Annotated in this window: 27 protein-coding genes; 12 read left to right on the top strand and 15 right to left on the bottom strand. The window is 70.9% G+C overall.

The features are described from left to right. The first annotated feature begins 254 nt into the window (after positions 1 to 254). Genes ETD96_RS09120 through ETD96_RS09105 form a run of 4 tightly spaced genes read left to right on the top strand, consistent with a single transcriptional unit; the run spans position 255 to position 5,347 of the window. Complete coding sequence (locus tag ETD96_RS09120; protein ID WP_138635864.1) at positions 255 to 1,787, top strand: ABC transporter substrate-binding protein; 1,533 nt, start codon at positions 255 to 257, stop codon at positions 1,785 to 1,787. Then, complete coding sequence (locus ETD96_RS09115; protein ID WP_138635863.1) at positions 1,784 to 2,728, top strand: ABC transporter permease; 945 nt, start codon at positions 1,784 to 1,786, stop codon at positions 2,726 to 2,728. The genes ETD96_RS09120 and ETD96_RS09115 overlap by 4 nt, the downstream gene beginning before the upstream one ends. Next, complete coding sequence (locus tag ETD96_RS09110) at positions 2,725 to 4,500, top strand: dipeptide/oligopeptide/nickel ABC transporter permease/ATP-binding protein (protein ID WP_138635862.1); 1,776 nt, start codon at positions 2,725 to 2,727, stop codon at positions 4,498 to 4,500. Before ETD96_RS09115 ends, ETD96_RS09110 begins: the two co-directional genes overlap by 4 nt. A gap of 46 nt (positions 4,501 to 4,546) precedes the next feature. Beyond that, positions 4,547 to 5,347 carry an ABC transporter ATP-binding protein gene (locus ETD96_RS09105; protein ID WP_138635861.1) on the top strand — a complete coding sequence of 267 codons (801 nt, stop codon included), beginning with the start codon at positions 4,547 to 4,549 and terminating at the stop codon, positions 5,345 to 5,347. Here ETD96_RS09105 and ETD96_RS09100 read toward each other — a convergent pair. The 6 genes from ETD96_RS09100 to ETD96_RS09075 are packed head-to-tail and all read right to left on the bottom strand — an operon-like array spanning position 5,317 to position 11,216. Then, on the bottom strand, positions 5,317 to 6,894 hold the full coding sequence (locus ETD96_RS09100; protein ID WP_138635860.1) for a family 20 glycosylhydrolase: 1,578 nt from the start codon (positions 6,892 to 6,894) through the stop codon (positions 5,317 to 5,319). The two genes, ETD96_RS09105 and ETD96_RS09100, sit on opposite strands and share 31 nt — an antisense overlap. A gap of 33 nt (positions 6,895 to 6,927) precedes the next feature. Further along, the gene (locus ETD96_RS09095; protein ID WP_205719175.1) at positions 6,928 to 7,749 is read right to left on the bottom strand and encodes a FadR/GntR family transcriptional regulator; all 822 of its coding nucleotides are present in this window, start codon (positions 7,747 to 7,749) and stop codon (positions 6,928 to 6,930) included. Positions 7,750 to 7,800: 51 nt separating this feature from the next. Further along, on the bottom strand, positions 7,801 to 8,562 hold the full coding sequence (locus ETD96_RS09090; protein ID WP_205719174.1) for an ABC transporter ATP-binding protein: 762 nt from the start codon (positions 8,560 to 8,562) through the stop codon (positions 7,801 to 7,803). Beyond that, positions 8,552 to 9,337 carry an ABC transporter ATP-binding protein gene (locus ETD96_RS09085; protein WP_138635859.1) on the bottom strand — a complete coding sequence of 262 codons (786 nt, stop codon included), beginning with the start codon at positions 9,335 to 9,337 and terminating at the stop codon, positions 8,552 to 8,554. The genes ETD96_RS09090 and ETD96_RS09085 overlap by 11 nt, the downstream gene beginning before the upstream one ends. Beyond that, a complete protein-coding gene (locus ETD96_RS09080; RefSeq protein WP_138635858.1) occupies positions 9,334 to 10,347 on the bottom strand; it encodes a branched-chain amino acid ABC transporter permease in 1,014 nt (337 codons plus the stop codon). The genes ETD96_RS09085 and ETD96_RS09080 overlap by 4 nt, the downstream gene beginning before the upstream one ends. Next, on the bottom strand, positions 10,344 to 11,216 hold the full coding sequence (locus tag ETD96_RS09075) for a branched-chain amino acid ABC transporter permease (RefSeq protein ID WP_138635857.1): 873 nt from the start codon (positions 11,214 to 11,216) through the stop codon (positions 10,344 to 10,346). Before ETD96_RS09075 ends, ETD96_RS09080 begins: the two co-directional genes overlap by 4 nt. A 97-nt stretch (positions 11,217 to 11,313) precedes the next feature. Here ETD96_RS09075 and ETD96_RS09070 point away from each other — a divergent pair, with 97 nt between their 5' ends. Beyond that, positions 11,314 to 12,909 (top strand): class I adenylate-forming enzyme family protein, encoded by a 1,596-nt coding sequence (locus ETD96_RS09070; protein ID WP_138635856.1) that lies wholly within the window; start codon positions 11,314 to 11,316, stop codon positions 12,907 to 12,909. 7 nt (positions 12,910 to 12,916) lie between these two features. On the opposite strand, the gene ETD96_RS09065 is transcribed toward ETD96_RS09070, so the two are convergent. Both ETD96_RS09065 and ETD96_RS09060 read right to left on the bottom strand, forming a co-directional pair. Then, positions 12,917 to 13,117, bottom strand: a complete 201-nt coding sequence (locus ETD96_RS09065) for a hypothetical protein (RefSeq protein WP_138635855.1) — start codon at positions 13,115 to 13,117, stop codon at positions 12,917 to 12,919. Between the two features lie 7 nt (positions 13,118 to 13,124). Further along, positions 13,125 to 13,520, bottom strand: coding sequence for an ATP-binding protein (locus ETD96_RS09060; protein ID WP_138635854.1), 396 nt, complete (start codon positions 13,518 to 13,520; stop codon positions 13,125 to 13,127). 157 nt (positions 13,521 to 13,677) lie between these two features. Between ETD96_RS09060 and ETD96_RS09055 the strand changes: the two genes are divergently transcribed. The 5 genes from ETD96_RS09055 to ETD96_RS09035 all read left to right on the top strand — a co-directional run bounded on the left by ETD96_RS09055 (position 13,678) and on the right by ETD96_RS09035 (position 16,259). Next, entirely contained in the window at positions 13,678 to 14,493 is an 816-nt protein-coding gene (locus ETD96_RS09055; protein ID WP_138635853.1) for a helix-turn-helix domain-containing protein, read from the top strand. Next, positions 14,481 to 14,663 carry a DUF397 domain-containing protein gene (locus tag ETD96_RS09050; RefSeq protein ID WP_138635852.1) on the top strand — a complete coding sequence of 61 codons (183 nt, stop codon included), beginning with the start codon at positions 14,481 to 14,483 and terminating at the stop codon, positions 14,661 to 14,663. The genes ETD96_RS09055 and ETD96_RS09050 overlap by 13 nt, the downstream gene beginning before the upstream one ends. A 25-nt stretch (positions 14,664 to 14,688) precedes the next feature. Continuing rightward, on the top strand, positions 14,689 to 14,871 hold the full coding sequence (locus ETD96_RS09045) for a DUF397 domain-containing protein (protein WP_138635851.1): 183 nt from the start codon (positions 14,689 to 14,691) through the stop codon (positions 14,869 to 14,871). Between the two features lie 77 nt (positions 14,872 to 14,948). Then, the gene (locus ETD96_RS09040) at positions 14,949 to 15,728 is read left to right on the top strand and encodes a hypothetical protein (protein ID WP_138635850.1); all 780 of its coding nucleotides are present in this window, start codon (positions 14,949 to 14,951) and stop codon (positions 15,726 to 15,728) included. A gap of 123 nt (positions 15,729 to 15,851) precedes the next feature. Continuing rightward, positions 15,852 to 16,259, top strand: a complete 408-nt coding sequence (locus tag ETD96_RS09035) for a RidA family protein (protein WP_138635849.1) — start codon at positions 15,852 to 15,854, stop codon at positions 16,257 to 16,259. Between the two features lie 84 nt (positions 16,260 to 16,343). Here the strand turns inward: ETD96_RS09035 and ETD96_RS09030 are convergent, their stop codons facing one another. Together ETD96_RS09030 and ETD96_RS09025 are read right to left on the bottom strand one after the other, a co-directional pair. Then, entirely contained in the window at positions 16,344 to 17,591 is a 1,248-nt protein-coding gene (locus tag ETD96_RS09030; protein ID WP_138635848.1) for a hypothetical protein, read from the bottom strand. A 139-nt stretch (positions 17,592 to 17,730) separates the two neighbouring features. Then, entirely contained in the window at positions 17,731 to 18,624 is an 894-nt protein-coding gene (locus ETD96_RS09025) for an AraC family transcriptional regulator (protein ID WP_138635847.1), read from the bottom strand. Between the two features lie 73 nt (positions 18,625 to 18,697). On the opposite strand from ETD96_RS09025, the gene ETD96_RS09020 reads away from it, so the two are divergent. Further along, the gene (locus ETD96_RS09020; RefSeq protein ID WP_138635846.1) at positions 18,698 to 19,717 is read left to right on the top strand and encodes a saccharopine dehydrogenase NADP-binding domain-containing protein; all 1,020 of its coding nucleotides are present in this window, start codon (positions 18,698 to 18,700) and stop codon (positions 19,715 to 19,717) included. Here ETD96_RS09020 and ETD96_RS09015 read toward each other — a convergent pair. Beyond that, on the bottom strand, positions 19,710 to 20,129 hold the full coding sequence (locus ETD96_RS09015) for an acyl-CoA thioesterase (RefSeq protein WP_171068934.1): 420 nt from the start codon (positions 20,127 to 20,129) through the stop codon (positions 19,710 to 19,712). The two genes, ETD96_RS09020 and ETD96_RS09015, sit on opposite strands and share 8 nt — an antisense overlap. A 73-nt stretch (positions 20,130 to 20,202) precedes the next feature. On the opposite strand from ETD96_RS09015, the gene ETD96_RS09010 reads away from it, so the two are divergent. Next, a complete protein-coding gene (locus tag ETD96_RS09010) occupies positions 20,203 to 20,940 on the top strand; it encodes a FadR/GntR family transcriptional regulator (RefSeq protein WP_138635844.1) in 738 nt (245 codons plus the stop codon). Between the two features lie 18 nt (positions 20,941 to 20,958). Here the strand turns inward: ETD96_RS09010 and ETD96_RS09005 are convergent, their stop codons facing one another. From ETD96_RS09005 to ETD96_RS08990, 4 genes are read right to left on the bottom strand one after another with little or no spacing between them, the layout of a single operon-like run. Then, positions 20,959 to 22,179: a cytochrome P450 gene (locus ETD96_RS09005; protein ID WP_138635843.1), complete on the bottom strand. Its 1,221-nt coding sequence runs from the start codon at positions 22,177 to 22,179 to the stop codon at positions 20,959 to 20,961. Next, positions 22,179 to 23,444, bottom strand: a complete 1,266-nt coding sequence (locus tag ETD96_RS09000; RefSeq protein WP_138635842.1) for an amidohydrolase family protein — start codon at positions 23,442 to 23,444, stop codon at positions 22,179 to 22,181. The genes ETD96_RS09005 and ETD96_RS09000 overlap by 1 nt, the downstream gene beginning before the upstream one ends. Further along, positions 23,444 to 24,238, bottom strand: a complete 795-nt coding sequence (locus ETD96_RS08995; protein WP_205719173.1) for a class II aldolase/adducin family protein — start codon at positions 24,236 to 24,238, stop codon at positions 23,444 to 23,446. Before ETD96_RS08995 ends, ETD96_RS09000 begins: the two co-directional genes overlap by 1 nt. Positions 24,239 to 24,253: 15 nt before the next feature. Continuing rightward, complete coding sequence (locus tag ETD96_RS08990; protein WP_138635840.1) at positions 24,254 to 25,480, bottom strand: ABC transporter substrate-binding protein; 1,227 nt, start codon at positions 25,478 to 25,480, stop codon at positions 24,254 to 24,256. Positions 25,481 to 25,503: the final 23 nt, after the last annotated feature.

Raw genomic sequence — 25,503 nt, 5'->3', positions numbered from 1 at the left:
GGCTTGGTGGGCACGCCGGAACCGGCGGCGCCGCCTCGGCCGCTCGCGGCACGGGTTCCGGGTGCAGCGCCAACGGTACGGCCTGCGTCCCGGCCTCGACCGCAACGAAACCGGCCGCCCGGCACGGAACTGACCAGGCGGTAGGTTTCGTCATCGCAAAACCTACCACGTGGTTAGTTTTGGTTGTATGCTCGCCGAAATCTCGGTCGAAACCCCGTCGAATCGGCTGTTCTGCCCGGACATCGGAGTGGGTCATGAAGAAGATCATCAAAGGCACCGCCCTGCTCGCGGCGTGCGTCACCGCGACGGCGCTCACCGGCTGCGCCGACTCCGGCGGCGGGAAGTCCGGCGGCTCGGCGAACCTCGACATCGCCACGCTGACGCTCCCGCAGAGCCTCGACCCCGCGGACGCCACCGGCAGCGCGCTGCCGTTCTTCCAGGCCGTCTACGACACGCTCCTCAAGCGCGAACCCGACGGCACGTACAGCCCGATGCTCGCCACCAAGTGGGAGTACAGCGCCGACCGCACCCAGCTCAAGCTGACCCTGCGCGACGACGTGAAGTTCGACGACGGCTCCCCGTTCGACGCGGCGGCCGTGAAGGCGAACATGGAGCGCTTCGCCAAGGGGACGGGCGCCTCCGCCAAGACGCTCGCCGACGTCAAGTCCATCGAGGTCGTCGACAAGACGCACGTGACCGTGCACCTCGCCCAGCCCAACCCGGCGATGCTGTACTACCTCAGCGACGCCGCCGGCCTGATGGCGAACCCCGCCGACTTCGCCGAGCCGGGCAACCCCCTGAAGACCAAGCCGGACGGCACGGGCCCCTACGACCTCGACTCCAAGCGGACGGCCATCGGCACCAAGTGGGTCTACACGCGGGCCTCGAACTACTGGGGCGCCAAGCTCCCCTACAACGAACTCACGTTCCACTACTTCAACAACGAGACCGCAGTCGTCAACGGCCTCAAGACCGGCCAGATCAACGCCGCGCTCCTCCAGGCCGCCGACCAGCAGTCCCGCATCGAGTCGGACCCGAAGGTGAAGACGACCAAGCAGGAGTTCGACTTCCAGGGCCTGCTGCTCTTCGACCGCGACGGGAAGATCGCGCCCGCGCTCGGCGACGCCCGCGTCCGGCAGGCGCTCAACCACGCCATCGACCGCAAGACGATGCTCGACAAGCTCCGCCAGGGCCGCGGCCAGATCACCGACCAGATCTTCGGCACGCAGACCGCCGCCTACGACCAGCGCCTCGACTCCTCCTACCCGCACGACCCCGCGAAGGCCCGCGAGCTGCTCAAGCAGGCCGGGTACGCGGACGGGTTCAGCCTCAAGCTGCCGCGCATCACCGCGATCGTCCCGGACGCGCTCGCCGCGTCCCTCCAGTCCGACCTCGAGGCCATCGGCGTGAAGGTGACCTGGGACGTCATCGACCCGTCCCAGATCCAGAAGATCTACACCGACCGCAAGTACCCGGCGATGGTGATGAACATCGGGCAGTCCCCGAACGACTGGGTCGCGATCGGCGGGCTCGTCCTGCCCGGCGCCGGCAACATGTTCGGCACGACCGACGCGACCGTGCAGGGGCTGCTGCCGAAGATCCAGAAGGCGTCGCCGGAGGAGGCGAAGGCCGACCTGAAGGCGCTGAACGAGCACCTGGTCAAGGAGGCGTGGTTCGTGCCGTTCTACCGGATGACGTACCTCCACGTGTCGGACGGCTCGGTGAAGGTCACGCCGCAGGCCGGGATGGCGGTGCCGTCCGTCTACAACTACGCGCCGGCGAAGTGACGCGGTTCCTCGCGCGCCGGGCCGCGGCGGGGGCGGTGCTGCTGTTCGTGATCTCCGTCCTGTCCTACCTGCTGCTGTCGGTCCCGGACAACGACGTCGGGCGGCAGATCCTCGGCGGGCAGGCGCCGCAGGACCTGGTGGACGCCAAGAACGCCGAGCTCGGCCTCGACCGGACCGTCCTCGTCCAGTACGCCGACTGGCTGGCGCACGCCGTCCGGGGCGACTTCGGGACGTCCTGGTTCACCGGCGAGGACGTCGTCCAGGCGATCTCGACGCGGCTGCCGGTCACGCTCAGCCTGATGGCCGGGGTCACGCTGGTCACGGCCGCCCTGTCGCTGCTGCTCGGGGTGTGGGCGGGCGTCCGGCGCGGCGCGGTCGACCGGTTCGTGCAGGTGCTCGGCGTCATCGGGTACGCGCTGCCGGGCTTCCTCGTCACGCTGGTGATCGTGGTCGTGTTCGCGGTGCGGCTGCGCTGGTTCCCCGCGATCGGCTACACCGGGCTGACCGAGTCGCCGTCCGGCTGGCTGGCCACGGTCACGCTGCCGATCGCGTCGCTGTCGGTCGCGGGCGTCGCCGGCGTCTCGCAGCAGGTGCGCGGCGCGGTCATCGACGTGCTGCGGCAGGACTACGTCCGCACGCTGCGGGCGCGCGGGCTGCCGCCGTCCCGGATCCTGTTCCGGCACGTGCTGCGCAACGCGGCGGCGCCCGCGCTGACCGTCCTCGGCCTGCAGTTCGTCGGCCTGCTCGGCGGCGCGGTGCTGGTCGAGCAGATCTTCGGGCTGCCGGGGATCGGCAGCATGACCGTCACCTACACCACCCGCGGCGACATCCCCGTGATCATGGCGCTGGTCATGGTCACCGTGATCGGCGTCATCGCGGTCAACCTGCTGGTGGACGTCATGATCGGCTGGCTGAACCCGAAGGCGAGGGTCTCCTCATGAGCGAAGCGGACCGGAGGGCGCGGGGGGTCGTCCCCCCGCGAAGGGCACCGCGGGCCGCCGGGAGGGTGCTGCGGAATCCGCTGGGCGCGATGTCGGCGGCCGTGCTGCTGGTCATCGTCGTCGCGGTGGTCCTCGCGCCGGTGCTCAGCCCGCAGGACCCGAACGCCGCGAACCTGCGCGACTCGTTCGGCGGCCCCGGCGCCGGGCACCCGCTCGGCTTCGACTCCGCCGGACGGGACGTCCTGGCGCGGCTGCTGCACGGCGGCCGCAACACCCTCGGCGGCGCGGTGATCGCACTGCTGGTCGCGCTCGGGCTCGGCGTCCCGTCCGGGCTGGTGGCGGGCTACCGGGGCGGACGGTTCGACGCGGCGGCGACCTGGGTCGTCAACCTCGTGATGGCGCTGCCCGCGATGGTGGTGCTGCTGGCGTCCCGCGCGATCCTCGGCTCCACGGTGTGGGTGCTGATGATCGTCCTCGGCGTGCTGGTGTCGCCGTCCTTCTTCCGGCTGGTGCGCGGCATCGTCGCGGGCGTCCGGAACGAGCTGTACGTGGACGCGGCGCGGGTGTCCGGGCTGACCGACCCGCGGATCGTCGCGCGGCACGTGCTCATCGTGGTGCGCGCGCCGATCATCATCCAGACCGCGCTGGTCGCCGGGCTCGCGATCGGGCTGCAGGCCGGGCTGGAGTTCCTCGGCATCGGCAGCGGCGACACCCCGACCTGGGGCGCGATGCTGAACGAGGCGTTCCAGAACATGGAGCGCGCACCCTCGATGATCGTGTGGCCGGGGCTGGCGCTGGGGCTCACCAGCGCGTCCCTGGTGCTGCTGGCGGGGGCGCTGCGCGACGCGCTGGAGGACCGCGGCGCACCGCCCCCGGCCCGCCGCCGTCCCGCCGCCGCGGCCCCGGCACCGCCCGAGACCGGCGGCGCCGGCACCGCGCTGCTGTCGGTGCGCGGCCTCGCGGTCGCCTACGGGCTCGCCGACGGGACGTCCAAGCAGGTCGTGCACGGCGTCGACCTCGACGTGCGGGAGGGCGAGATCGTCGGGCTGGTGGGCGAGTCCGGCTCCGGCAAGACGCAGACGGCGTTCTCGATCCTCGGCATCCTGCCCGAGGGCGGGCACGTCAGCGGCGGCAGCGTCATCGTGGACGGGCGGGAGGTCGTCGGCCTGCCCGAACGCGAGCACCGGGCGCTGCGCGGCGACGTCATCGCGTACGTCCCGCAGGAGCCGATGAGCAACCTCGACCCGTCCTTCACGATCGGCGCGCAGCTCGTCGAGCCGATGCGGTACAAGCTGGGCCTCTCCAAGGCGGACGCGAAGCGCCGTGCGCTCGACCTGCTCCGCACCGTGGAGATCGCCGACCCGGAGCGGACGTTCCGTGCGTACCCGCACGAGATCTCCGGCGGGATGGCGCAGCGCGTCCTCATCGCGGGGGCGATCTCGTGCGACCCGAAGCTGCTGATCGCGGACGAGCCGACGACCGCGCTGGACGTCCTGGTGCAGGCGGAGGTGCTGGCGCTGCTGCGCCGCCTCCAGCGGGAACGGGGCCTCGGCGTGCTGCTGGTCACGCACAACCTCGGCGTCGTCGCGGACGTGTGCGACCGCGTCGCCGTGATGCACGACGGCCGCATCGTCGAGACGGGCCCCGCCGGGCGGGTGCTGACCGACCCGCGCGACGACTACACGCGGCGGCTGCTGGACGCCGTCCTGGACGACGCCCCGACCCGCGCTCCCTGGCGCCCCGTGGACCTGGTGAAAGGCGGGCAGGCGTGACGGCGAGCAGGCGTGAGAGGCCGGTACTCGTGGAAGGCGGGCAGGCGTGACCGCGAACGATGAACTGCTGACGGTCGAGGATCTGCGGGTCTCGTTCCCCGGGAAGGGGCGGCGGGCGCCGCGCAACGAGGTGCTGCGGGGCGTGTCGCTGGACGTCCGCCCAGGTGAGACGGTCGGCCTGGTCGGCGGGTCCGGGTCGGGCAAGACGACGATCGGGCGGGCGATCCTCGGGCTCGTCCCGGTCGAGTCGGGCGCGATCACGTTCGCGGGCGAGCGCATCGAGCGGGCGTCGGCCCGGCGCCGGCGCGCGCTGAGCCGCAACATCCAGGTCGTCTTCCAGGACCCCTACACCTCGCTGAACCCGTCGCTGACCATCGGCGACACGCTGTCGGAACCGCTGCTCGCCCAGGGCCGCACCCGCGCGGACGCGCGGCGAAAGGTCGGCGAGCTGCTGGACCGCGTCCGGCTCCCGGCGGACGCCGCCGACCGGCTGCCGCGCGAGTTCTCCGGCGGGCAGCGGCAGCGCGTCGCGATCGCCCGCGCGCTCGCGATCGGCCCGAAGCTGATCGTGTGCGACGAGCCGGTGTCGGCGCTCGACCTCACCACGCAGAAGACCGTCCTCGACCTGTTCCTGGAGCTGCAGGAGCAGACGGGCGTCGCGTACCTGTTCATCTCGCACGACCTGGCGGTGATCCGGGTCGTGAGCCACCGGGTCGCGGTCGTCCACCAGGGCGAGATCGTGGAGACGGGCGCCGCGGCCGAGGTGACGTCCCGGCCGCGGCACTCCTACACGCGGGCGTTGATGAAGGCGGCCTCCTACGGCGCGAACACGGTGGCGGAGCGGTAGTAGCCGGTGAGCCCGAGGCGCTCCCATCCGGCGCCGTGCCCGGCGACGCGCCGCCGGTAGTCGTCCCAGCCGGTGCGTTCGGGCGTCCATGCCTTCTCCGCGATGCCCGCCAGCCGGGGGAGCAGCAGGAACGCGAGGTCGTCGAAGTCCTTGACGGTCTCGCACCAGATGGCCGCCTCGACGCCGGCGAGGCGGGCGCCGTCCGGGATCTCGGTCAGCGTGCCGGGCGTCCAGTCGAACAGCTCGCGGCAGGTGCGGGTCGGGTAGGAGTCGTGGCCGACCTCCGTCCGGCGCCCGGTCTGGGCGGCGTCCACCGAGTCGTCGGCGTACTGGCGGTCGAGGTACAGGAAGCTGCTGGCGGAGGCGAGCACGGGCGTCCCGGCCGCGACCGCCTTCGGGACGTCGTCCGCCGCCTGCGCGAACGTCTCCGCGACGACCTCCAGCAGCGCGTGGTGCTCGGCCGGTGTCTTCGCGCGGGCCGCGTCCAGGTCGAACTCGTCGCCGGCGCCGATCCACGCCTGCGCGATGTCGTGCGGCGTCAGCGCGCCCGACCGGGCGGTCTCCTGCCAGCCCGCGACCTTCTTGCCCGTCGCCCTCGCGATCTCCAGCGCACGCGCGACGAACTGCTCGTACAGGTCGTCCGGCATGCCGAACGCCTCGTCCCCGCCGAGGTGTAGGTACGCGCCGGGGGTGAGCGCGGCGACCTCCCCCAGCACGTCTTGGACGAACCGGAACGTCACCTCGGCGCGCGGATCGAGGTAGGCGAGGTACTTGTGCGGCGGCTCCGCGTCCCCCTGCAGCTCCGGGTAGGCGCGGACGGCCGCGAGCACATGACCGGGCATGTCCAGTTCGGGCACGACGGTGACGTACCGGGCGGCCGCGTAGGCGACGATCTCCCGGTAGTCGTCCTGCGTGTAGTGCGGAAGGTCGCCGGTCAGCCGCGGCCACGCCTCGATCTGCAACCGCCACGCCTGGCTGTCGGACAGGTGCAGGTGCAGCACGTTGAACTTGTAGAAGGCCAGCAGGTCGATGACCTTCTTGACCTGCTCGACGGTGAAGAAGCGCCGCACCACGTCCAGCGACAGACCGCGCCACGCCCACGCCGGGCCGTCCGCTATCCGCGTCCCGGACGCCGTGAAGCCGCCGCCGTCCTGCTCCGGCCGGAGCAGCTGCGCGAACGTCATGGCGCCCCGGAACAGCCCCTCGGCCGAGGACGCGGTAACGGTGGCGCCGCGCTCACGCACGTCCAGCTCGTACAGCTCGCGCCCGGCGTCGCCCTCGTCCAGCGGGTCGATCCCCTGGACGCGCGCGACGTCGGCGACCGGCGGATCCCGCAGCAGCACGAGGTTGAGGTCGCCCTCTCCGCCGACCTGGAGGACGGGTTCGGCGCCGTGCAGCGTGCGGAGCACGTCCACGACGACCTCGCCCAGCTCGCGCAGGCCGTCGGACGGCACGGCGACCCGGGGTTCGACGCCCAGCCGGAGCACCGGCCCTCCGACCGGCGTCACTCGCTGGGGCAGGGGCACGAGACCGGCGATATCACTCACACCCCATTTTCTACCACGTGGTAAGTAACGGGGTCACGCGTGCTCGGCGGGCTGCACCAGCGGGCGCAGCAGCGTCGCCTGGACGCGCTGGTCCTCGCTGACGCCCGTCATCGGGTACTTCTGCGCCGTCTGGAGATGCCCGCGCAGCAGCCGGGCGACGCCCTCGGCGTCACCCTCCTCGATGAGCGCGAGCGCCTGCGCGTGCTCGTCCAGGGCCTGGCGGCGCAGCGCGGGCTCCGGGAAGAACCCGGCGCGGGTCGCGTGCTCGGACCAGTCGCGCTCCTGCGCCGTCCACAGCGTCTCCAGCGCGCCCGCCACCACGAACAGCGTCTCGTTCCCGCACAGCCGGACGATCGCCTCGTGGAACTCGCGGGACGCCGGCGTCGCGCGCTTCTCGTCCCCCGTCTCGACGGCGTGCACGAGGCTCTCGTGCGCGCGCCGCAGCTCCGGGACGACGGCCGTGTGCCGGTCCGGGCGCTGCGCGCACAGCGCCGCGCAGAACGGCTCGATCTGCTGGAGCGCGAACCCGACGTCCGGCAGCGCCGCCTGCCGCGACTCCAGCACGAGCGCCAGCATGTAGGCGACGCTGTCGCGCTTCGGCGCGTGCACCACCGAGCCGCCGGTATTGCCGCGCCGGACGGTGATCAGCCCCTCGGTCTCCAGGATGCGCAGCGCCTCCCGCGCGGCGAGCTTGCTGACCCCGAACTCCTCCAGCAGGTCCGACTGCTTGGGCAGCAGGCTGCCGTCGGGCAGCTCACCGCGCAGGATGCGGGCCCGCAGCGTGTCGGCGAGCAGGTCCGCGACCCGCGGCTGGCGCATCTGCGCGCGCGGCTCCGGGGTGCCGGTGTCCTCCACCGTGTCCGTGTCCTCTCGGATGTCGTCTCATCGGTTCTCGTCATGCGCGTCTCATCTTCCACCCGGCGGCGACGCCGCGTGGGAGTCCGCGTGCAGCACCGCCTCCGCCTGCCCGGCCGTGACGCCCATGGCGCGCTGGTAGGCGGCGTCCAGCTCCCGGCCGCCCTCCACGGGCCCCGTCACCTGGCCGCGCAGCAGCACGTAGCCGCGGTCGAGCCGGTCGCGGATCGCGCCGATGGACGGCTCGACGACCACGACCACGGTGCCCTCCTCGGCGAGCCGCCGGGCGGTGTCCATCAGCTCCGCCACGATCAGCGGGGCGAGGCCGGTGGACATCTCGTCCAGCAGCAGCGCCTTCGGCGAGCCCATCAGGGCGCGGGACACCGCGAGCATCTGCTGCTCGCCGCCGCTCAGCACCCCGGCGAGCGCGCGGGCGCGCTCCCGCAGCACCGGGAACCGGTCGAGCGCCGTCTCGACCTCGGCGCCCTTCAACCCCAGCGTGTCGGCCATGACCTGGAGGTTCTCCCGGACGGTCAGGCGCGGAAAGATCTGCCGTCCCTGCGGGACGATCGCGAGCCCGCGGCCGGCGCGGCGGGCGGCGCTCAGCCCGCTGATGTCCTCCCCGTCCAGCGTCACCCGGCCGGTCGCCGCGACGGACCCGTACGCGGCGAGGAGCAGGCTCGACTTCCCCGCGCCGTTCGGCCCGACCAGGCCGGTGACGGCGCCGCCGGTGAAGGTGAGGGACGCGTCCGCGACGGCTACGGACTCCCCGTACCGCACCGAAACGCCCTGCAAGGTCAGCTCATGGGGCAACGGTCTCACCACCGGTTCCGAAGTAGACGTCCTGCATCTCGGGGCTCGCCAGGCACTCGGCCGGGTCGCCGTCGAACACCACCGTGCCGGAGCGCAGCAGCATGATCCGGTCGACCAGGGACGCGACGATGTCCACGTTGTGGTCGACGAGGATGATCCCGCAGCCCGCCGCGCGCACCTTCCGGACCGCCGCCGAGATCGCCGCGATGCCGTTGGCGTCGGCGCCCGCGAACGGCTCGTCCAGCAGCAGCACCGACGGGTCCTGCGCGAGCGCCCGCGCGACCTCGACGAGCCGCTGCTCGCCGAGCGTGAGGTCGCCGCAGCGGCGGCTCAGGTCGCCGAGTTCGAGGGACTCGGCGACATGCCGCAGCGTCCCCTCGAACCGCGACCCGGCCGGCCGGACCGCGCCCGCGGCGAGCCCCGCGATGAGCCCGCCGACCCCGGCGAGCTTGCGCGCGGCGGCGCCGAGCAGGATGTTCTCCCGGACGGTCAGGTCGTGCGCGAGGTGCGGGTGCTGGAACGTCCGCGCGAGCCCGGCGCGGGCCCGCCGCGACGGCGGCCCGCTGAGCTTGCGGCCCCGGATCGTGAGCGTGCCCCGGTCGGCGGGCTGGGCGCCGTCGAGCAGGTCCACCAGCGTCGTCTTCCCGGCGCCGTTCGGCCCGATCAGGCCGAGCACCTCACCGCCGGACAGCCGCAGGTCGACGCCGTCGACCGCGTGGACCCCGCCGAAGCTCTTCCCGAGCCCGCGGCCTTCGAGGAGAAAGGTGCCGGTCATCGTGTCCCTCCCGTACGCGTGAGCAGGCCGCGCAGCAGCCGGGCGCCCTGCCCGGCATAGCCCAGGATGCCGCGCGGCGCGATCAGCAGGACCGCCAGCACCGCGACCCCGAAGATCAGCGACCCGGCGCGCTCGAAGATCTGCAGGTTGAACGTCAGCTCCACGACCAGGACCGCGCCCAGCACCGCGCCCCACGCCGACCCCTGCCCGCCGAGCAGCGGCATGAAGATCGCCAGCATGACCAGGTGCAGGGTGAAGGTGTCCGGCCCGATCGTCTGGTTGGCGGTGGTGAACAGCCCGCCGCCGACGGACGCGATCGCCGCGCCCGCGCCGAGCACGGTCAGCCGCAGCGCCGGGACGCCGATCCCGGCCGCCTCGACCGCCGCCGGGACGTCCCGCGAGCTCTGCAGCGCGACGCCGAACGGGGACCGGCGGATCCGGTCGACGGCGACCGCCGTGATCCACACGACCAGCAGGGTGAGGGCGATGAACGTCCGCCGGTCCAGCTCCGTCCCGAAGAAGGTGAGGGGGCGGATGGAGCCGATGCCGAGCGCGCCGCCGGTGAGGTCCTTCGCGTCCAGCAGGAAGCTCTGGAACGCCATGCCGAACAGCAGCGTCACGGCCGCGAGGTAGAAGCCGGACAGCCGCCGCGTCGCGAACCCGAGCGCGACCGCGAGCACGGCGGACGCGATGGCGCCGAGCAGGTACGCGACGGGCAGCGGCCAACCGGTCTTCGTCGCGACGAGCCCGACCGCGTACCCGCCGATCGCGACGTAGGCGCTGTAGGCCAGCGACAGCGCGCCCGCCAGATTGAACGGCAGGTACATGCCGAGCGCCAGCAGCGCGTACGTCGCGCCGAGCAGCGCGAGGTCCTGCCGGAACAGGTCGCCGCCCGCCCAGGCGATGACGCCGAGCGTCAGCACCAGCGTGCCGAGGATGCGCGCCGTCTCCGCCGACCGGACCCACCCGAGCGACCCGGCCGCCCCCTTCCGCACCGATACCGCACTCATACGCGAACCTTCCGAACGAACAGCCCATTGGGCCGCAGGGCGAAGAACAGGATGGCCACCGCGAGAACCGCGTAGTCGAGCGAGGCGCTGCCCAGGTAGTAGGGGACGAACGTCTGGGCGAGCGCCAGCAGGAGCCCGCCGGCCAGCGGCGCCCACACCGAGCCCGTCCCGCCGATGACGAGGGCGAGGAACCCCGACAGCGCCCACCCGAAGCCGGACTGGAAGCTCACCCCCGCCTTCGCGGAGAACAGCTGCCCGGCGAGCCCGACGACGAGGCCGGCGAGCGCGAACGCGACCAGCCGGACCCGTCCGACCGGCATCCCGAGGGTGCGCGCCGCCTCCCGGTTGCTGCCGACGGCGCGCAGGATGCGGCCGTACTTGGACTTGCGCGTCCACACCCACACGCCGGTGAACGAGACGAGCGTGCAGGCGACGAGGACGAGCGTCTGCCCGTCCACGGTGACGAAGCCGAGGTCGAGGTCGAAGCCCGGCAGCCACGACCGGCCCGGCATGAGCTGGCGCCCGAACAGCGTGCCCGCGAGCTGCTCGACCGCGAACAGCACCGCGACCACGGCGATGAGGGACGGCAGTTCGCCGCCGCCGGTGCGCGCGTCGATCGGCCGCACCAGCGCGATCTCGGTGACGACCGCGAGCACGGCGGCGATCGCGATGCCGAGCACGGCCGCGAAGCCGAGCGGCCAGCCCTGCTTCGCCATCAGCCAGGACGCCGTGAGGCCGGAGAACATCGCGAACGGCCCGAGCGCGAAGTTGAAGAAGTCGGCTCCTTCGAGGACCAGGTAGTAGCCGAGGGCCACCAGTCCGAAGAAGCACCCGATCTGGACGACGGAGACCCACAGTTGCGCAGACATCCCGCTCCTTCTGAGCTGCTTCTGTGGGATCTTATGTTTAAAAGAAAGCTATGACAATGATAACTTCAGGGCAGCTTGGGAGACCGGGGAGGCAGCTGTGACCAGTCCGTTCGACGCGGCGACCGCCGAGGAGTACCGGGCGGCCGGATGGTGGGGCACGACGACCGTCACCGGCCACGTCCGCCGCCACGCGGCCGAGCGCCCCGCCGCCACCGCCTACACGACTCCGGACGACACCCTCACGTGGGCCGAGTACGAGCGGAACTCGACGACCCTCGCCCGCCACCTCGCCGCCCTCGGCCTACCGCCCGGCGACCGCGTCGCCGTCCTCCTCCCCGACGGCCCGGCCTGGCACGTCGCCGCCGTGGCGGCGGAGAAGGCCGGCCTCGTCCTGGTCGGCGTGGGCGCCCGAGCGGGCCACCGCGAACTGCGTCACCTCCTGGAGCGCACCGGCTCCCGCGCCCTGATAACCCTCGCGACCCACCGCAACGAACCAGCCTCCGCCCTGGTGGAGGCCCTACGCGCGGACGACCTCCCCCTGGACCGGCACATCGTCATCGACCGCCTGGGCGTCCCCGCCGACCCCCGCCCCGGCGACATCACCGGCCGCGCCCTGGGCCCGGACGACCTGTCCATCCTGAACTCGACGTCCGGCACGACGGGCCTGCCGAAATGCGTGACCCACACGCAGAACCGCTGGTTCTACTTCCACGAACTGGCCCGCCGCGCCGGAGACCTGAACCCGTCCGACGTCTTCATGGGCGCCGTCCCGTCCCCGTTCGGCTTCGGCCTCTGGACGGCGCACTTCTCCCCCGCCGCGCTGGGCGTCCCGACCGTCCTCATGGAGAAGTTCGACGCGCACACCGCGCTCGACCTGATCGAACGGCACCGGGTGACCGTCCTGCACTGCGTGAGCACGCAGTTCATCATGCTGCTCAACGCCCAGGCCGAACGCGAACGCGACCTCTCGTCCCTGCGCTGCATGTTCACGGGCGGCGAGGCCGTCCCCTACGACCGGGCGGCCCGGTTCGAGGAGACGACGGGCGCGAAGGTCCTGCAGTTCTACGGCTCGAACGAAACGGGCGCCCTCAGCCACACGAGCCTGACCGATACCCGCGAACACCGCCTCCGCACCGCGGGGCGCGTCATCCCCGAAATGCGGGTGCGCCTCTTCGACCCGTCCGACGGCTCCGACATCACCGGCTCGGGCCGCCCCGGCCAACCGGCCTGCAAGGGCCCGGCGACCTGCCCCGGCTACTACGACGACCCCGAAGCGAACAAGGCGCTCTACACCCCCGACGGCTGGATGCTCATGGCCGACATCGTCGAGATCGACGACGACGGCTACCTCCGCGTCGTGGGCCGCCTGAGCGACCTCATCATCCGAGGCGGCAAGAACATCAGCGCGGCCGCCGTCGAGGAAGAGGTGGGCACCCACCCCTCAGTAGCCCTGGCCGCCGCCGTGGCGATGCCGGACGAAGTCTTCGGCGAACGAGTCTGCGTCTACGCCGAACTGCACCCGGGCACAAAGCTCACCCTGGAAGACCTGACCGCCCACCTCACCGACCGAGGCGTCTCCCGCGAATGGCACCCGGAACACCTCATCGTCCTGGACGCCCTCCCCCGCTCCTCCGGCGGCAAGGTGGCCAAGGGCGCCCTACGCCAAGACATCCGCACCCGCCTCACCCCCTGACCAGCGCTCATCCGCACTCGGTCAGCACCAGAACGGCACGCCGAGCAGCATCGGGATCAGCGCCGCCGAGCGCGTCCAGCAGCCCGTCCAGCTCAGTCGCCGAGATGTGGACACGTCCGACGGCCCGCCAGACACCATGCCCATCCCGCCCGATCGTCCACTCCGGGAAGAGGTGCTGAACCAGCAGCAGCATCACGTGCTCGTCCATCGCCCGCTCAGCGAAGCTTGGCCCACGTGACCTTGCCACCCTCGTCGAGCGGCCGGACGCCCCAGTCGTGGACGAGTTCGGCCACCAGCAGCAGCCCCCGTCCGGAGGAGGCGGCGTAGTTCTCCGGCTGGATCTCCGGCCGCCCTTCCCCGTCGTCCCGCACCTCCACGACGGGACGGCCGTCACGCCCGTCCCGGAACACCCGAACGACGATCTGCCCCTTCCCGTGCAGGTAGCTGTTGGTGACCAACTCGCACACCACGAGCCGGCCCACGTAGTCGTCCGCGATCCCCCACTCGGCGAACCGCTCACCCAGCCACGTCCGCGCGAGGCCGGGAGCTTCGCTGTCTGGATCGAGGACGAGCGTGGACGGAGCCTCTGGGGCGAGCGCTGTTTTTGCCATGGCTGTGACCTAACGTCTCCGGGATTGAAACGGCCACCATTCAGCCACCAGACAGGCGCGGAGCGTAACAAAGCGCAGGTGGAGCAAGACAAGTCTGCACCCGCGAGTTCACCCGACTTGCTAGCCGGTTGAGTCCCGGTTGAGGGACGATGACGCTATGACACCGCGCCGTTACAGGGCCAAGGTGAGTCCGGCCCTCCTCCCGTTCGGTCGCCGGCTCCGCCGATTCCGCGAGGCAAAGGGCTGGAGTCAGGAGAGCCTCGCCCGCAGGGCTCGGGACGGCGAAGGCGTCACCCCGCAGTACATCGGAGCGATCGAGACCGGTCGGACCCGCTGCACCCGTGAGTTCGCCGAAGCCATGGACAAAGTCTTCGAGGCGGACGGCGAACTGGTCGCCCTGTGGGATGACTTGGTGAAAGACTCGGCCTTCCCAGTGTGGTTCGACTGGGTGAGCATCGAAGAGGCGGCCGTGGAGCTGGTCTCCTACAGCCTCGGCCTGGTCCATGGCCTGCTTCAGATTCCGGAGTACGCCAACGTCCTGCTGTACGGCGACGAAGAGGCCGTAGAGGCCCGGATGAGGCGGCAAGACATCCTTTCCCGGGTGGAACCGGCCCCGCCCGGTTGCTCGTTCCTCATAGACGAAGCCGTCCTTCAGCGTGAGGTCGGCAACCCGCAGATCATGTACGACCAACTGAACCACCTGGTCGAGATGTCCAGCTCAAACCTGTCCATCCAGGTCGTCCCCATGCGGGGTGATCACCTCGGTAGCATCGGCTCGTTCACGATCGCGACGCTTGAGGACCTTCGGGAAGTCGCCTATGTCGAATGCTTCGCTCGCGGCTTCACCATGGAGGACAGCGAGGACGTGGGAGCAATGCGCCGGGCGCTTCGAGAGATCCGCTCGTTGGCGCTCCCCACGGGCATGTCGAGAGACCTGATTCGCAGAACGGCGGAAGAACGATGGAAGATCTGAACGCCCAGTGGCGCAAGTCCAGCCACAGCGGAGGCAACGGAGGCGAGTGCATCGAGGTCGCCAACCTCACGGGGACGATCGGCATCCGCGACAGCAAGAACCCCGACGGCCCGAAACTCCTGGTCGCCCGCGCCGAGTTCGTTGCGCTTCTCGCAACCTTGAAGCACTGACATCCCGGTCATCAGGAGGCAAGACGTGGAAGCGAGCAGGCCCGTCTGGCGGAAGTCCACTCGCTCGACTTCTACCGGGGGCGAGTGCGTAGAACTGGCCACTCTCCCGGAGGGCGTGGGCGTCCGCGACTCCAAGGACCCCGACGGCCCAAAACTGGTCATACGGCGCGCCGAGTTCGCTGCCCTCCTTTCGTCCCTGAAGCGTTAGCTCGATCGCGTAGGAGCCCCGGCCTCTTCGAGAGTCCGGAGCTTCTGTGCGGCCCGAAGGCATGACAGGGGATCCCGTTGAGTGGCCTTCCCGCACCGGATGGACTCGCCGAGGTACTGCACCCGCACACCGGTGCCCTGGTCGGCGTCGAGCCGACCGAGCGCGGTTTCTCCTCGGACCTCACCGCCCTGGTGACCGGAGAGAAAGGCGAATGGTTCGTCAAGGCGGTCCGCAACCGCCCCGGCGGCCGACGCGAGTCCCTGGTCCGGGAAGGTCTCATCAACCCGCACGTCCACCCGATCTCCCCGGCCGTGCAATGGCAGTCCGAGAGCCTCGAATGGCTGGCGCTCGGGTTCGAGGCCGTTGACGGCCGCCACGCCGACTTCGCGCCCGGCTCGTCCGACCTTCCAGCCGTCGTGGACGTCCTCACCCGCATCGGCGCTCTGCCGCTGCCCGACATCGCAGCCGACTGGCACGAGACCCGCTGGGACCGGTACACCGATCGGCCCGACCTGTTCCAGGGCGACGCCCTGCTCTACACCGACATCCATCCCTCGAACATCCTCATTGGACACCGGGTATGGGCGGTCGACTGGGCGTGGCCTACACGCGGCGCCGCCTTCATCGACCCGGCGCTTCTGGTGCTCCAGCTCGTCGCGTCCGGACACGGGCCGAAACAGGCCGAGGGGTGGGTGTCGGACTGCGCTGCATGGAAGGGGGGCAACCCGGCGGCGATCGACGCTTTCGCCGACGCCAACGCGTCCATGTACACCACGCTCGCCGACCGGCGTCCGGCCGCCACATGGCTCGCCGCGATGGCCGCAGCCGCCCGCACGTGGTCCGCCTACCGCCGGTAGCCGAACCCGCTCGGCAAGGTACGCCCTTCGTCAATGAGGGCGGCGGCACGGAAAAGCAGGTGAGGGCGTTGCCTCTTCACTGAGACGATCGCGAGACCGCTGATCATCTCTAGAGGAGTCCTCATGGCCCGTGCCGTCACCTTGATCCGTTCCGCGTCGCTCTCGGACGTCGCCGAGTACGCGTACGCCGCCACCGCGCCCGCCGACGCGCGGCTCATCTTCCTCGCGGGGTCGTGCCCGCTCAACGCGGACGGCTCCACGGCCGCGATTGGCGACTACGCGGGGCAGGCTGCCAAGTGCATCGACAACCTCCGGACCGCCCTCGCGGACGCCGGCGCCTCACTGGAGGATGTCATCAGCACGCGTGTCCTCGTTGCGTCCACCCGCCAGGAAGACCTGGTGACGGCCTGGCAGGTCGTCCGCGACGCGTTCGGTGACCACGACGTGCCCAGCACCCTGATGGGCGTGACCGTCCTCGGCTACCACGACCAGCTGGTGGAGATCGAGGCCGTCGCAGCGGTCGTCGACTGACGCAGGACATGCTCGGCGGCAGGCGCCCTTGCCCTACCTGGCCCTCGGACCTCCTGGACGGGAGGCCCGAGGGCCGGTGAGCGGTCAGAACACGGGATTGACGAACGCGGTGGTCTCCCAGTAACTGCCGTTCGGGAGTCGCGCCGTGAGGGTGGAGTACGCGAAGTCGCTCACCACCGACGTCGTTCCATGGACGGTGGCCGAGGACTGGCCCGCCGGGATGGTCACCTCAGCGGGGAGCTGGACGACCGGATCGCTGCTTTCCAGCTGGACGGTGATCGGCACGCTCGTGGCCGTCCCGAGGCGGACGGTGCCCTCGAACGGCTCCCCACCAGTGATATCCCACGGCCAGAGATCGAACCCGACGACGCCGGGACGCACTCGGACGGTGTGGCTCCGGGTCCCTACTCCCTCGATGTTCGCCGTGATGGTGACGTCGCCATCGATATCGGGCGGCATCGATACCTGGACCTGAGATGTCCCGGAGCGGCCTTCCGAGTACTGCCGAGGACTGGGCAGGTTGCGGAGTTTCGGGTTGTCGGAACTGAAAGTGACCGTAATTCCACCGTGCGGCACAGGGTTCGGCAGGTTCAGGGTCATGTTGTAGTAGACCCCGCCGTACGTCTCGGCCGGTCCGGTGAAGCTCCAGTCGCCGGGGTCGTAGTTCCACGCGAGAAGCTTGATGGTGGCGCTGAGGCTCTGGCCGGGAAGCTTGGCGGTCACGGTGGCGTCCGCGTCCTCGGGAATGCGCGTGCTCTTCACCAGCGGAACGCCGATGCCTAGGGCACCGCGGGGAATCGTGACACTGGCCGGAAGCTTCAGGGCCGGGTTGTCGCTCTCCAACGAGATGACCCTTCCGCCCTCGGGTGCCGTCCCGTTGATGCCGACGGTGAGGTACACGTCGTCGCCGCTGACGACCTCCGAATAACCACCGAAGTCGACGAACTTCAGTCCGGGCTGGAGGGTGACCGGTTGCGTCAGCGTCCGGCCGCGCAGTTCCGCCGTCAGGTCGACGGAGAGGTCACCGTAGATGTAGTCCGGCTGGTGCGTGTGGATGGGGAAGGCCGCCTCGGTCGCTCCGGCCGGCACCACGACCCTGTCCGGCACGCTAACCCAGGACGTGTCCGCGGACGTCATCGCCACGACGAGCGGAACCGGCGACGGGCAACTCACCCTCAGGACGCCCTGCGCCTCTGCCCCCGAATGGATTTTCTCGCTCGGCAGATCCAGTGCTTTGAGCCAGGGGCCGCACGCGGTGGGCGACACCTCGGCGACGGCCGGTGACGCCAGGCCCGAGAATACGAGCATGACGGCCGCCAGTGCGGCCAGCACCGCCCTCCGTCTTCCTAAACGATTCACGATCCCGCCCTCTTCGAAACAGTGCATGAAAGAGTTCCGGGCCAAGATCGTAAGCGGGTGGGTGCCGCTGCGGCATCACATTTTTTGCAGCGATGGATGTGCTGCCGTTACTTCAGTGGCGGTAGGAGCGGTAGCGGCCCGGGGGTGTGCCGAACTCTCGTTTGAAGGCGTTGGCGAAGGCGTACTCCGAGGCGTATCCGACGCGTTTTGCGATCGCGGCCAGGGGGACGTCTTCGCGGGTCAGGATGCGCGCTGCCGTTGTCAGGCGCCACCAGGTGAGGTAACCGAGTGGGGCGCGTCCGACCAGGGTCGTGAAACGGCGTGCGAATGCGGCTCTGGACAGGCCCGCCGTTTTGCCCAGTTCTTCGACCGTCCAGGGCCTCGCGATGTCGTCGTGCATGGCGCGCAGCGCCGCGCTGACGCCGGGGTCGCCGAGGGCACCGGCCCATCCGGTATCCGGCTGCTCCTCGTACCAGGCCCGCAGGATGAAGAGCAGCAGCGTGTCGAGCAGGGCCGGGACGGCGGCGTCCGTGCCGGGGCCGGGACGTTCCAGCTCGGCGGCGAGCAGGTCGATCGCGGCCCGGAGGTGTGGATGCCGGCCGGTCCCGGCGGGGAGATGGATGGTCTCGGGGAGGTCGTCCAAGAGCGGGTGTGAGCGCGCCCGGTCTGTGCGGTAGGCCCCGCAGAGTGTGACTGCGTCCGCGTCCTCGTCGTCGTGGGCGGTCACCTCGTTCAGGGCGATCCGCTCGTAGGACTGCAGCGGCCTGGACGGGTCGTCGGTCAGGCCGTGGGGGCTGCCCTGGGGCAGGAGCACCACATCGCCGGGGCTGACCCGCACCGGCTCGCCGGTCGGCGGCACCAGCCAGCCCGTCCCGGCGAGCATCACATGGAACCCGGCGGCGGGCGAGGCGTGGAACCAGCCGCCCCACGGCGCCCGCTTGGCGGACCGGGCCGAATGCGGGAGGCCCGTCCGGACGGAGGCGATCACGTCACTGAGCACGTCCATCTGAGACGCTCACGTATCTAAGGGAGATTGTGGATTATTCACAGTCTCATACCGGGCCCCTAGGTTCGAACCCATGAAGAAGATCGCAATCTACGGCGCGTACGGCTACCAGGGGCGGCTCGTCCTCGACGAGCTGGAGCGGCGCGATGCCGAGGTCGTCCTAGTGGGGCGTAGCGCAGAGCGGCTCGCCGGCGTCGGCGGGGGCCACGAGACCCGTACCGCCGGGATCGACCATGACGAGCTCGTCGCCGCCTTCCGGGGCGTGGACGCGGTCGTCAACTGCGCGGGGCCGTTCACCCCGGCGGGGACGACCGTCGTCCGCGCCGCCATCACTGCCGGATGCCACTACGTCGACACCTCGGGCGAGCAGCTCCACATCAAGAGCGTCTATGACGGTTGTTCGGAGGACGCGCGGCGGGCGGGAGTGATCGTCACGCCTGCGATGACCGACGGCGGCGTTCCCGGAGACCTCCTCGCCCGCCTCCTGGCCGATCATCTCGGCGGCGGGCCGCTGGACGAGGTCCTGACCGGGCACTCCGCGGTCGGCGGCGGAGGGATGTCCCGTGGTTCGATGCGGTCGCTTCTCGGGACGGCGGACGTCGTCAAGTCCGGCGGCCTCGTCTATGAGGGCGGAGTGTGGAGCGCCGATGCCGCGCCTCGGCTCGCCGACCTGGAGTTCCCCGGCCGAGGCGTGGTGCCGATGTCCAGGTTCGCGCTGCCGGAGGTCGCCAGCATCCCCCGGCATGTCCGGGTCGAGAACGTCCAGGGGTTCGTCGAAGCCGATCTGGCCGCGCGGTTCTCCGGCGCGACCGTGCCCGAGGAGGCCGTCAACGCGTTCCCGGAGGGGCCGGACGCCGTCGCCCGGCAGGGGCAGCGGTGGACGGTCGTCGTGGTGGCCACGACCCTGGACGGCCGCCGCGCCACAGGGATCGCCCAGGGCTTCGACACGTACGGCACGACCGCGGCGATCGCCGCCGAGGGCACGCTCAGGCTCGACGGTCCTGCCGGGGTCCGGGCGCCTGCCGAGGTGCTTTCGGCGGCTTCGTTCCTGGACGCCCTCGCCACCCACGGAGTCACCTGGAGGATCACATAGCGGCTTCGAGGAGATCGCGCATGGGAGGTGGGACGGGGACGGCCTTCTCCGGGGTGTGCGGGTCTACGCAGACGAGGGTGAGGGTGGCCGTGCTGGCTCGCGTGCCATCCTCGCAGATGAAGTCGCCGCGCATGGTGAAGGACGTGCGCCCCACACGGGACGCGTAAAGGCGGCATTCGACCTGGTCGAAGAGGGTGATGGTGCGCTCGTACTCGGCGGACGCGGCGCGGGTGACTACGGCGACGCCGAGGCGGGACGGGAGTTCGTCGAAGCGGAGGCCCCGCAGGAACCACCACTCGGTGTGGGTGCGTTCCATCCAGCGCTGGTAGTTGGCGTAGTAGACGATCCCGGCGGGATCGCAGTCGCCGTACGACAGGCGGAACGTCACCCGGTGCAGCGGTTCGTCCGGCACAGTTGCTCCCTTTGCAGATGCTAAGATTTAGATGTTAAGGGCCGTTCGGCCCATCTCACTCATCACCGGGGGAATGGTGAACGGAACGCGCCCGGCGCGCATCCGGCAGCCCCGGCTCGCCGACATGGTCGCCTCCGTCCTGCGCGAGCGCATCGTCAGCGGCGAGCTGGCGGACGGCGAGATCATCGGCCCGCAGGACGACCTGCTCGCCGAGTTCGGGGTCAGCAAGCCGTCCATGCGGGAGGCGCTCCGGATCCTGGAGTCCGAGGGCCTCATCACCGTGCTGCGCGGCAACAAGGGCGGCGCGGTCGTGCACGTGCCGCGGACGGAGACGGCCGCGCAGGCCATCGACCTGGTGCTGCGGTCCCGGCAGTCGGCGCCCGATGACATCGCGGTCGCGCTGGTGCGGCTCGAACCGGTGTGCGCGGGGCTGTGCGCCGAGCGTCCCGACCGGGCGACCAGCGTGATCCCGGCGCTGGAGGCGGCGCAGCGGGACGTCGAGGCCAACCTGGACGACCTGATCGGGTTCGTGCGGGCGGCGCGGGAGTTCCACGCGCAGCTCGTGTTCGGGTGCGGGAACGCCGCGATGGCGGTCGCGGTGGGCGCGCTCGAACGGCTCTGGACCACCGCCGAGCAGGAGTGGGCGGGCGCCGCCGCCGGGCGCGGCGAGTTCCCCGGGCTCGACCAGCGCTCCGACGGGGTGCGGGCGCACCACCGGCTGATCAAGCTGATCGCGGACGGCGACGCCGCGGGCGCCGAGCGCGCCGCGCGGCGTCACCTGACCGCGGCCCAGTGCCACGTCCTGAACTAGTCACAGCGCCTGAACTGGTCACACCGACCAGGCGAGCGGCAGCGCGGACGGCCCCCACATCATGAAGGAGTCGACGCGGGTCGGCTCGCCGTCCAGGCGTAGGTCGGGCAGGCGCTCGCCCAGGAGGCGCAGAGAGATGCGCGCCTCCAGGCGGGCGAGTGCAGCGCCCGGGCAGAAGTACTGGCCCACGCCGAAGGAGAGGTGCCGGCGGCGCAGGTCGTTCAGGTCACGGTCTAGGCGGAACGTGTCGGGGTCTTCCCACGCGTCAGGGTCGCGGTTGGCGGACGCGTAGAGGCCCTGCACCTTGGAGTTCTCCGGGATCTCCACGCCGTGCAGGACGACCGGTCGTGTGTTGGTGCGGTACAGGCCGAGGACGGGTGGGTCGTAGCGGAGGCTCTCCTCCACGGCCGCGTCCACCAGGCCCGGGTTCGCCCGGACGTCCTCCCAGAGGCCGAGGTCTAGAAGGCGCCACACCGCGTTCGCGATGAGGGACGTTGTGGTCTCGTTGCCTCCTACTAGGAGCAGCAGGATGAGCGGCAGCAACTCCTCGTCGGTGAACGGGCGGCCGTCGTTCTCGGCGGTGAGGAGGGCGGTGAGCAGATCGTCCGGCAGTGCCTCCGGGCCGCCCGAGCCCAGGGTCTCGCGGCGCTCCGCCAGGATCCCGCCGAAGTAGGCGTCGATCTTGGCTCGGGCGGCGCCCTGGACGGCCGGGTCGGCGGCGTTCTGCCCGGCCATGAACTGGTCCGACCACGCCTTGAAGTCGGCCCGGTCGGCGGACGGCACGCCGAGGATCTTCGCGATCACCAGGACGGGCAGCGGCACCGCGAACGCCTCGCACAGGTCGGCGCGGCCGTCCGCGGCGAAGCCGTCGACCAGGCCGGCGGCGGTCGCGGTGATCCAGTCCTCCAGCGCGGCGGTGCGGCGGGCCGTGAACGCCGACGTCACCAGCTTCCGGTAGACGGTGTGCTCCGGCGGGTCGGACTTCAGCCCGCCCTCCCGCACGTAGATCGGGCCCTGGCCCCACTCCGACGACCAGAGGCCCCAGTCGTCGAAGAACGCGGCGACGTCGGCGTGCCGCGACAGCGTGTAGAAGCCGCCGTCGCCGAACCCGGCGTGGTGGTGCACCGGGCACTTCTCCCGCAGCGCGCGGTGTGCGGGGGCCGGGGCCTCCAGCACCTCCGGGGAGAACGGGTCGTACTCCCCGGAGGCACCGGTGCCCGACGAGCGCATGACCGTCATCAGAACGCGTTCGGGTCGGCCTGGACCTCGGCCGGGACGGGGTGCCGGTACAGCTCCGCCGCGTTCTGCCAGGTGAAGCGGCGCACGTCCGCCTCGGGCAGCCCGCCGATCTCCGACTCGATGACCGCCTGGGTGTCCGGCCACGTCGAGTCGCAGTGCGGGTAGTCGCTCTCCAGCAGGATGTTCTCCACGCCGATGCGGTCGCGCAGCGCGAACGACGACTGGTCCTCGACGGCGCAGAACCAGAAGTTGCGCTTGAGGACCTCCGCCGGGGTGAGGCCGATGTCCTTCGTCCACGTCCCGTACATGTCGTGGTAGCTGAGCATGTGGTCGAGCCGGTCCATGAGCCCGGCGACCCAGCCGATGCCGCCCTCGCTCAGGCAGATCTTCAGGTCCGGGTAGCGGACGGGCAGCAGCGAGTACAGCCAGTCGACGGCGGCGAACATCGCGTACCCGAAGAACAGCACGCCGACCGTGTCCGGCGGGGCGTCGTCGGCGGTCGCCGGGGACGTCCCCGACGACCCGATGTGCAGGTTCACGACCGTGCCCGTCTCCGCGCACGCCCGCATGATCGGGTCCCAGTACCCGGTGTGCAGGGACGGCAGCCCGAGCTTCTGCGGCGCCTCGGAGAACGTCACCGCCTTGAAGCCGCGCTCGGCGTTGCGGCGGATCTCCTCCGCGCCGAGTTCGGGGTCGAGCAGCCACGGGATCTGGCACGGGATGATCCGGTCCGGGTAGGAGCCGGCCCATTCCTCCAGGTGCCAGTCGTTCCAGGCCCGCACGGACGCGAGCGCCAGCTCCTTGTCGGACGTGGTGAGCTGGAGCCGCTGCCCCGCGAACCCCGGCAGGAACGACGGGAAGTTCAGCGACGCGTAGATGCCGGCGAGGTCCATGTCCTTGATGCGGTGGTGGATGTCCCAGGCGCCGCGCCGCATCTCGTCGAACCGGGACGGCTCGAAGCTGTACTCCGACACGGGACGCCCGACGACCGCGTTGAAGCCGACGTTCGGGAAGTCCTGCCCGTCGTACACCCACACCTCGGCGCCGCCGTCGCGCTCCACGACCTTCGGCGCGCGGTCGGCGAACTTCGCCGGCAGGCGCCCCTCGAACGTGTTCGGCGGCTCCACGATGTGGTCGTCCACGGAGATGACGGTGTACTTGCGGTCGCGCCGCTCGGGCTCCGGCAGCCAGGTGGGCCCCTCGGCGCCCTTGCCGCCGGTGGTGAAGCTCGTGTTGGCGGCGAGGTCGTCGATGTTGATGCTCATCAGTCCACCACCTCCGGGTGGTCGCGGAGCAGTGCGCGCACCGCCCCGTTCCAGAAGAAGTCGGTTCCGCGTTCGAGGAGCGACGCCTTCATGCTGCGTCGCAGGCTAGGGGCCACGAGCGTGTGATCGCGACCCGAGACCAGCACGTCGTACATCAGCCGGCACTGCCGGTCGAGGGTCGCGGACCGGTACGTCGCTTCCTCCACCGACGGGCCGGTCACGATGACGCCGTGGTTGGCGAGCAGCACCACCGACTTGTCGCCGATCCGGTCGGCGAGGTCGGCGCCGAGGTCGGCGGTGGCGACCTCGCCGGTGTACTCGTCCACGAAGGCCAGGTCGCCGTCGAACATCGACCCGGTCTGGTGCAGGAACTCCGGCAGCACGCCGAGCGCCGCGAGCACCGTCGCGTAGTACGGGTGGTTGTGCACCACGGCCCGCACGTCGGGGCGGCGGCGGTGCAGCTCGGTGTGGATGTGAATGGCGGGGGTGACGTCCCACTTGCCGTCGAGGACCTCCGCGTCCGGCGACACCCGGCAGATGTCGGACGCGGAGATCTCCTCCCACCACAGGCCCCACGGGTTGATCAGCAGGTCCTCGGTGCCGTCCACCCGGACGGTGATGTGGCCCGCGATGTTCTCGCTGAACCCCGACCGCCCGAGGATGCGGAACGCGCACGCCAGCTTCTGCCGGTCGTCGAGGTCCCTGCCGATCGGCGGCATCACCCGGGGCGTCCATTCGGCGGCGCCTCCGGCGACCGGCCGCGGCGCGGGGCGAGGCCCGACGTCCAATGTCACGGTTCCTCCCATCTGTCAGCCGCAGGCCGGCTGGTACACCGGCCACTGCCGACCCGGCTGGCTGTTCTCGAACTGCATGAGGATCAGGCCGCAGAGCCCGTCGGTGCCGCTGTGCTTGCCCGGCTTGAACGACAGGGTGTAGCCCTTCTGCCCGAAGGACGACGGGTACCCGGACACCTTCTCCAGGCCCGTGTTGATGGCCTCGCCGTCCGGCTTCGACCCGGCCTGCTCGATCGCCTTCGCGAGCATGCCGATCGCGTCGTACGCCTGCGCGTCGTAGGCCGTCACGCTGACCGCGCCGCCGCGCTTGCCGGACAGGAACTTCGCCAGCGCCGCCGTCTTCTCGTTCTCCTGCGTGATCGACCCGACGAAGACGAGCTTGTCGAGCGCGCCGGGCTTGGCCTGCTTCCACAGGTCCGGCTGGTTGCCGATGGACGCGAGCGAGAACCGGTCGGCGTCCGGGATGAGCTGGTGCGTCGTGTTGTGGACGAGCACCTCCATCTGCCCGCCGAGCGCCGCGACGAGCATCGCGTCCGGCTTCGCCTGCTTGATCCGGGTGACCTGCGCGGTGACGTCGCTGGTGTCGACCGGCGCCGTCTCCGTCGCGACGACCTGGATCCCCGCCTCCTTGATCGGGGTCATCAGCGCCTTCTCCATCCCGGCGATGGACGCGCTGTCGTCCTTGAACAGGGCGAGCCGCTTGTACCCGGCCTTCGTGAACGCCTCCGCGTAGACCTTCCCGAAGTCCTCGGTCGGGTTCGCGAGCGAGTACGTGTAGGCCGAGTTCGGGCCGTCCCCGATCCCGGGCGTGATGTTCACCGGCGCGATCGCGGGCACCTTCTGCTGCTTGAGCAGGGCCTGCACCTGCAGCACCGACTGCCCGCCGGAGTTCATGATGATCGCCTGTGCGCCCTGGCTGAGCAGCTGCCGGACGACGGTCGGCGCCTTCGTCGCATCGTTGTCGTCGCTCTTGACGATCAGCTTGAGCTTCTTGCCGCCGATGCCGCCCTTGTCGTTGACCTCGGCGACCGCGTCCTTGATCGTCTTGCCGACGATCCCGGCGTAGGCGGCGGCGCCGCCGGAGGTGTCCTGGTCCATGCCGATGACGATCGTGCCGTCGTCGGCCTGGACGGAGCCGGAGCCGGACGCGCACGCGGCCGCCGCGAGCGCGGGCAGCAGCGCCGTCGCCAGCACCGCGGCCTTGCCCGCTCTGCCGCGCGGCCTCGGGAAGTTTCCTGCCATGGGGTCCCTCCTAGGGGTGGGGT

This window comes from Actinomadura geliboluensis, assembly GCF_005889745.1.
Lineage (GTDB): Bacteria > Actinomycetota > Actinomycetes > Streptosporangiales > Streptosporangiaceae > Spirillospora > Spirillospora geliboluensis.
Note: the sequence above shows the minus strand (reverse complement) of the source record. Positions and strands in the feature narration are given on the sequence as shown.

Bases quoted from the DNA above. Each gene is read 5' to 3' on its own strand.
- ETD96_RS09120 (WP_138635864.1), top strand. From the start codon at position 255: ATGAAGAAGATCATCAAAGGCACCGCCCTGCTCGCGGCGTGCGTCACC.
- ETD96_RS09110 (WP_138635862.1), top strand. From the start codon at position 2,725: ATGAGCGAAGCGGACCGGAGGGCGCGGGGGGTCGTCCCCCCGCGAAGG.
- ETD96_RS09085 (WP_138635859.1), bottom strand. From the start codon at position 9,337: ATGACCGGCACCTTTCTCCTCGAAGGCCGCGGGCTCGGGAAGAGCTTC.
- ETD96_RS09080 (WP_138635858.1), bottom strand. From the start codon at position 10,347: ATGAGTGCGGTATCGGTGCGGAAGGGGGCGGCCGGGTCGCTCGGGTGG.
- ETD96_RS09075 (WP_138635857.1), bottom strand. From the start codon at position 11,216: ATGTCTGCGCAACTGTGGGTCTCCGTCGTCCAGATCGGGTGCTTCTTC.
- ETD96_RS09065 (WP_138635855.1), bottom strand. From the start codon at position 13,117: ATGGACGAGCACGTGATGCTGCTGCTGGTTCAGCACCTCTTCCCGGAG.
- ETD96_RS09060 (WP_138635854.1), bottom strand. From the start codon at position 13,520: ATGGCAAAAACAGCGCTCGCCCCAGAGGCTCCGTCCACGCTCGTCCTC.
- ETD96_RS09055 (WP_138635853.1), top strand. From the start codon at position 13,678: ATGACACCGCGCCGTTACAGGGCCAAGGTGAGTCCGGCCCTCCTCCCG.
- ETD96_RS09050 (WP_138635852.1), top strand. From the start codon at position 14,481: ATGGAAGATCTGAACGCCCAGTGGCGCAAGTCCAGCCACAGCGGAGGC.
- ETD96_RS09035 (WP_138635849.1), top strand. From the start codon at position 15,852: ATGGCCCGTGCCGTCACCTTGATCCGTTCCGCGTCGCTCTCGGACGTC.
- ETD96_RS09025 (WP_138635847.1), bottom strand. From the start codon at position 18,624: ATGGACGTGCTCAGTGACGTGATCGCCTCCGTCCGGACGGGCCTCCCG.
- ETD96_RS09020 (WP_138635846.1), top strand. From the start codon at position 18,698: ATGAAGAAGATCGCAATCTACGGCGCGTACGGCTACCAGGGGCGGCTC.
- ETD96_RS09010 (WP_138635844.1), top strand. From the start codon at position 20,203: ATGGTGAACGGAACGCGCCCGGCGCGCATCCGGCAGCCCCGGCTCGCC.
- ETD96_RS09005 (WP_138635843.1), bottom strand. From the start codon at position 22,179: ATGACGGTCATGCGCTCGTCGGGCACCGGTGCCTCCGGGGAGTACGAC.
- ETD96_RS09000 (WP_138635842.1), bottom strand. From the start codon at position 23,444: ATGAGCATCAACATCGACGACCTCGCCGCCAACACGAGCTTCACCACC.
- ETD96_RS08990 (WP_138635840.1), bottom strand. From the start codon at position 25,480: ATGGCAGGAAACTTCCCGAGGCCGCGCGGCAGAGCGGGCAAGGCCGCG.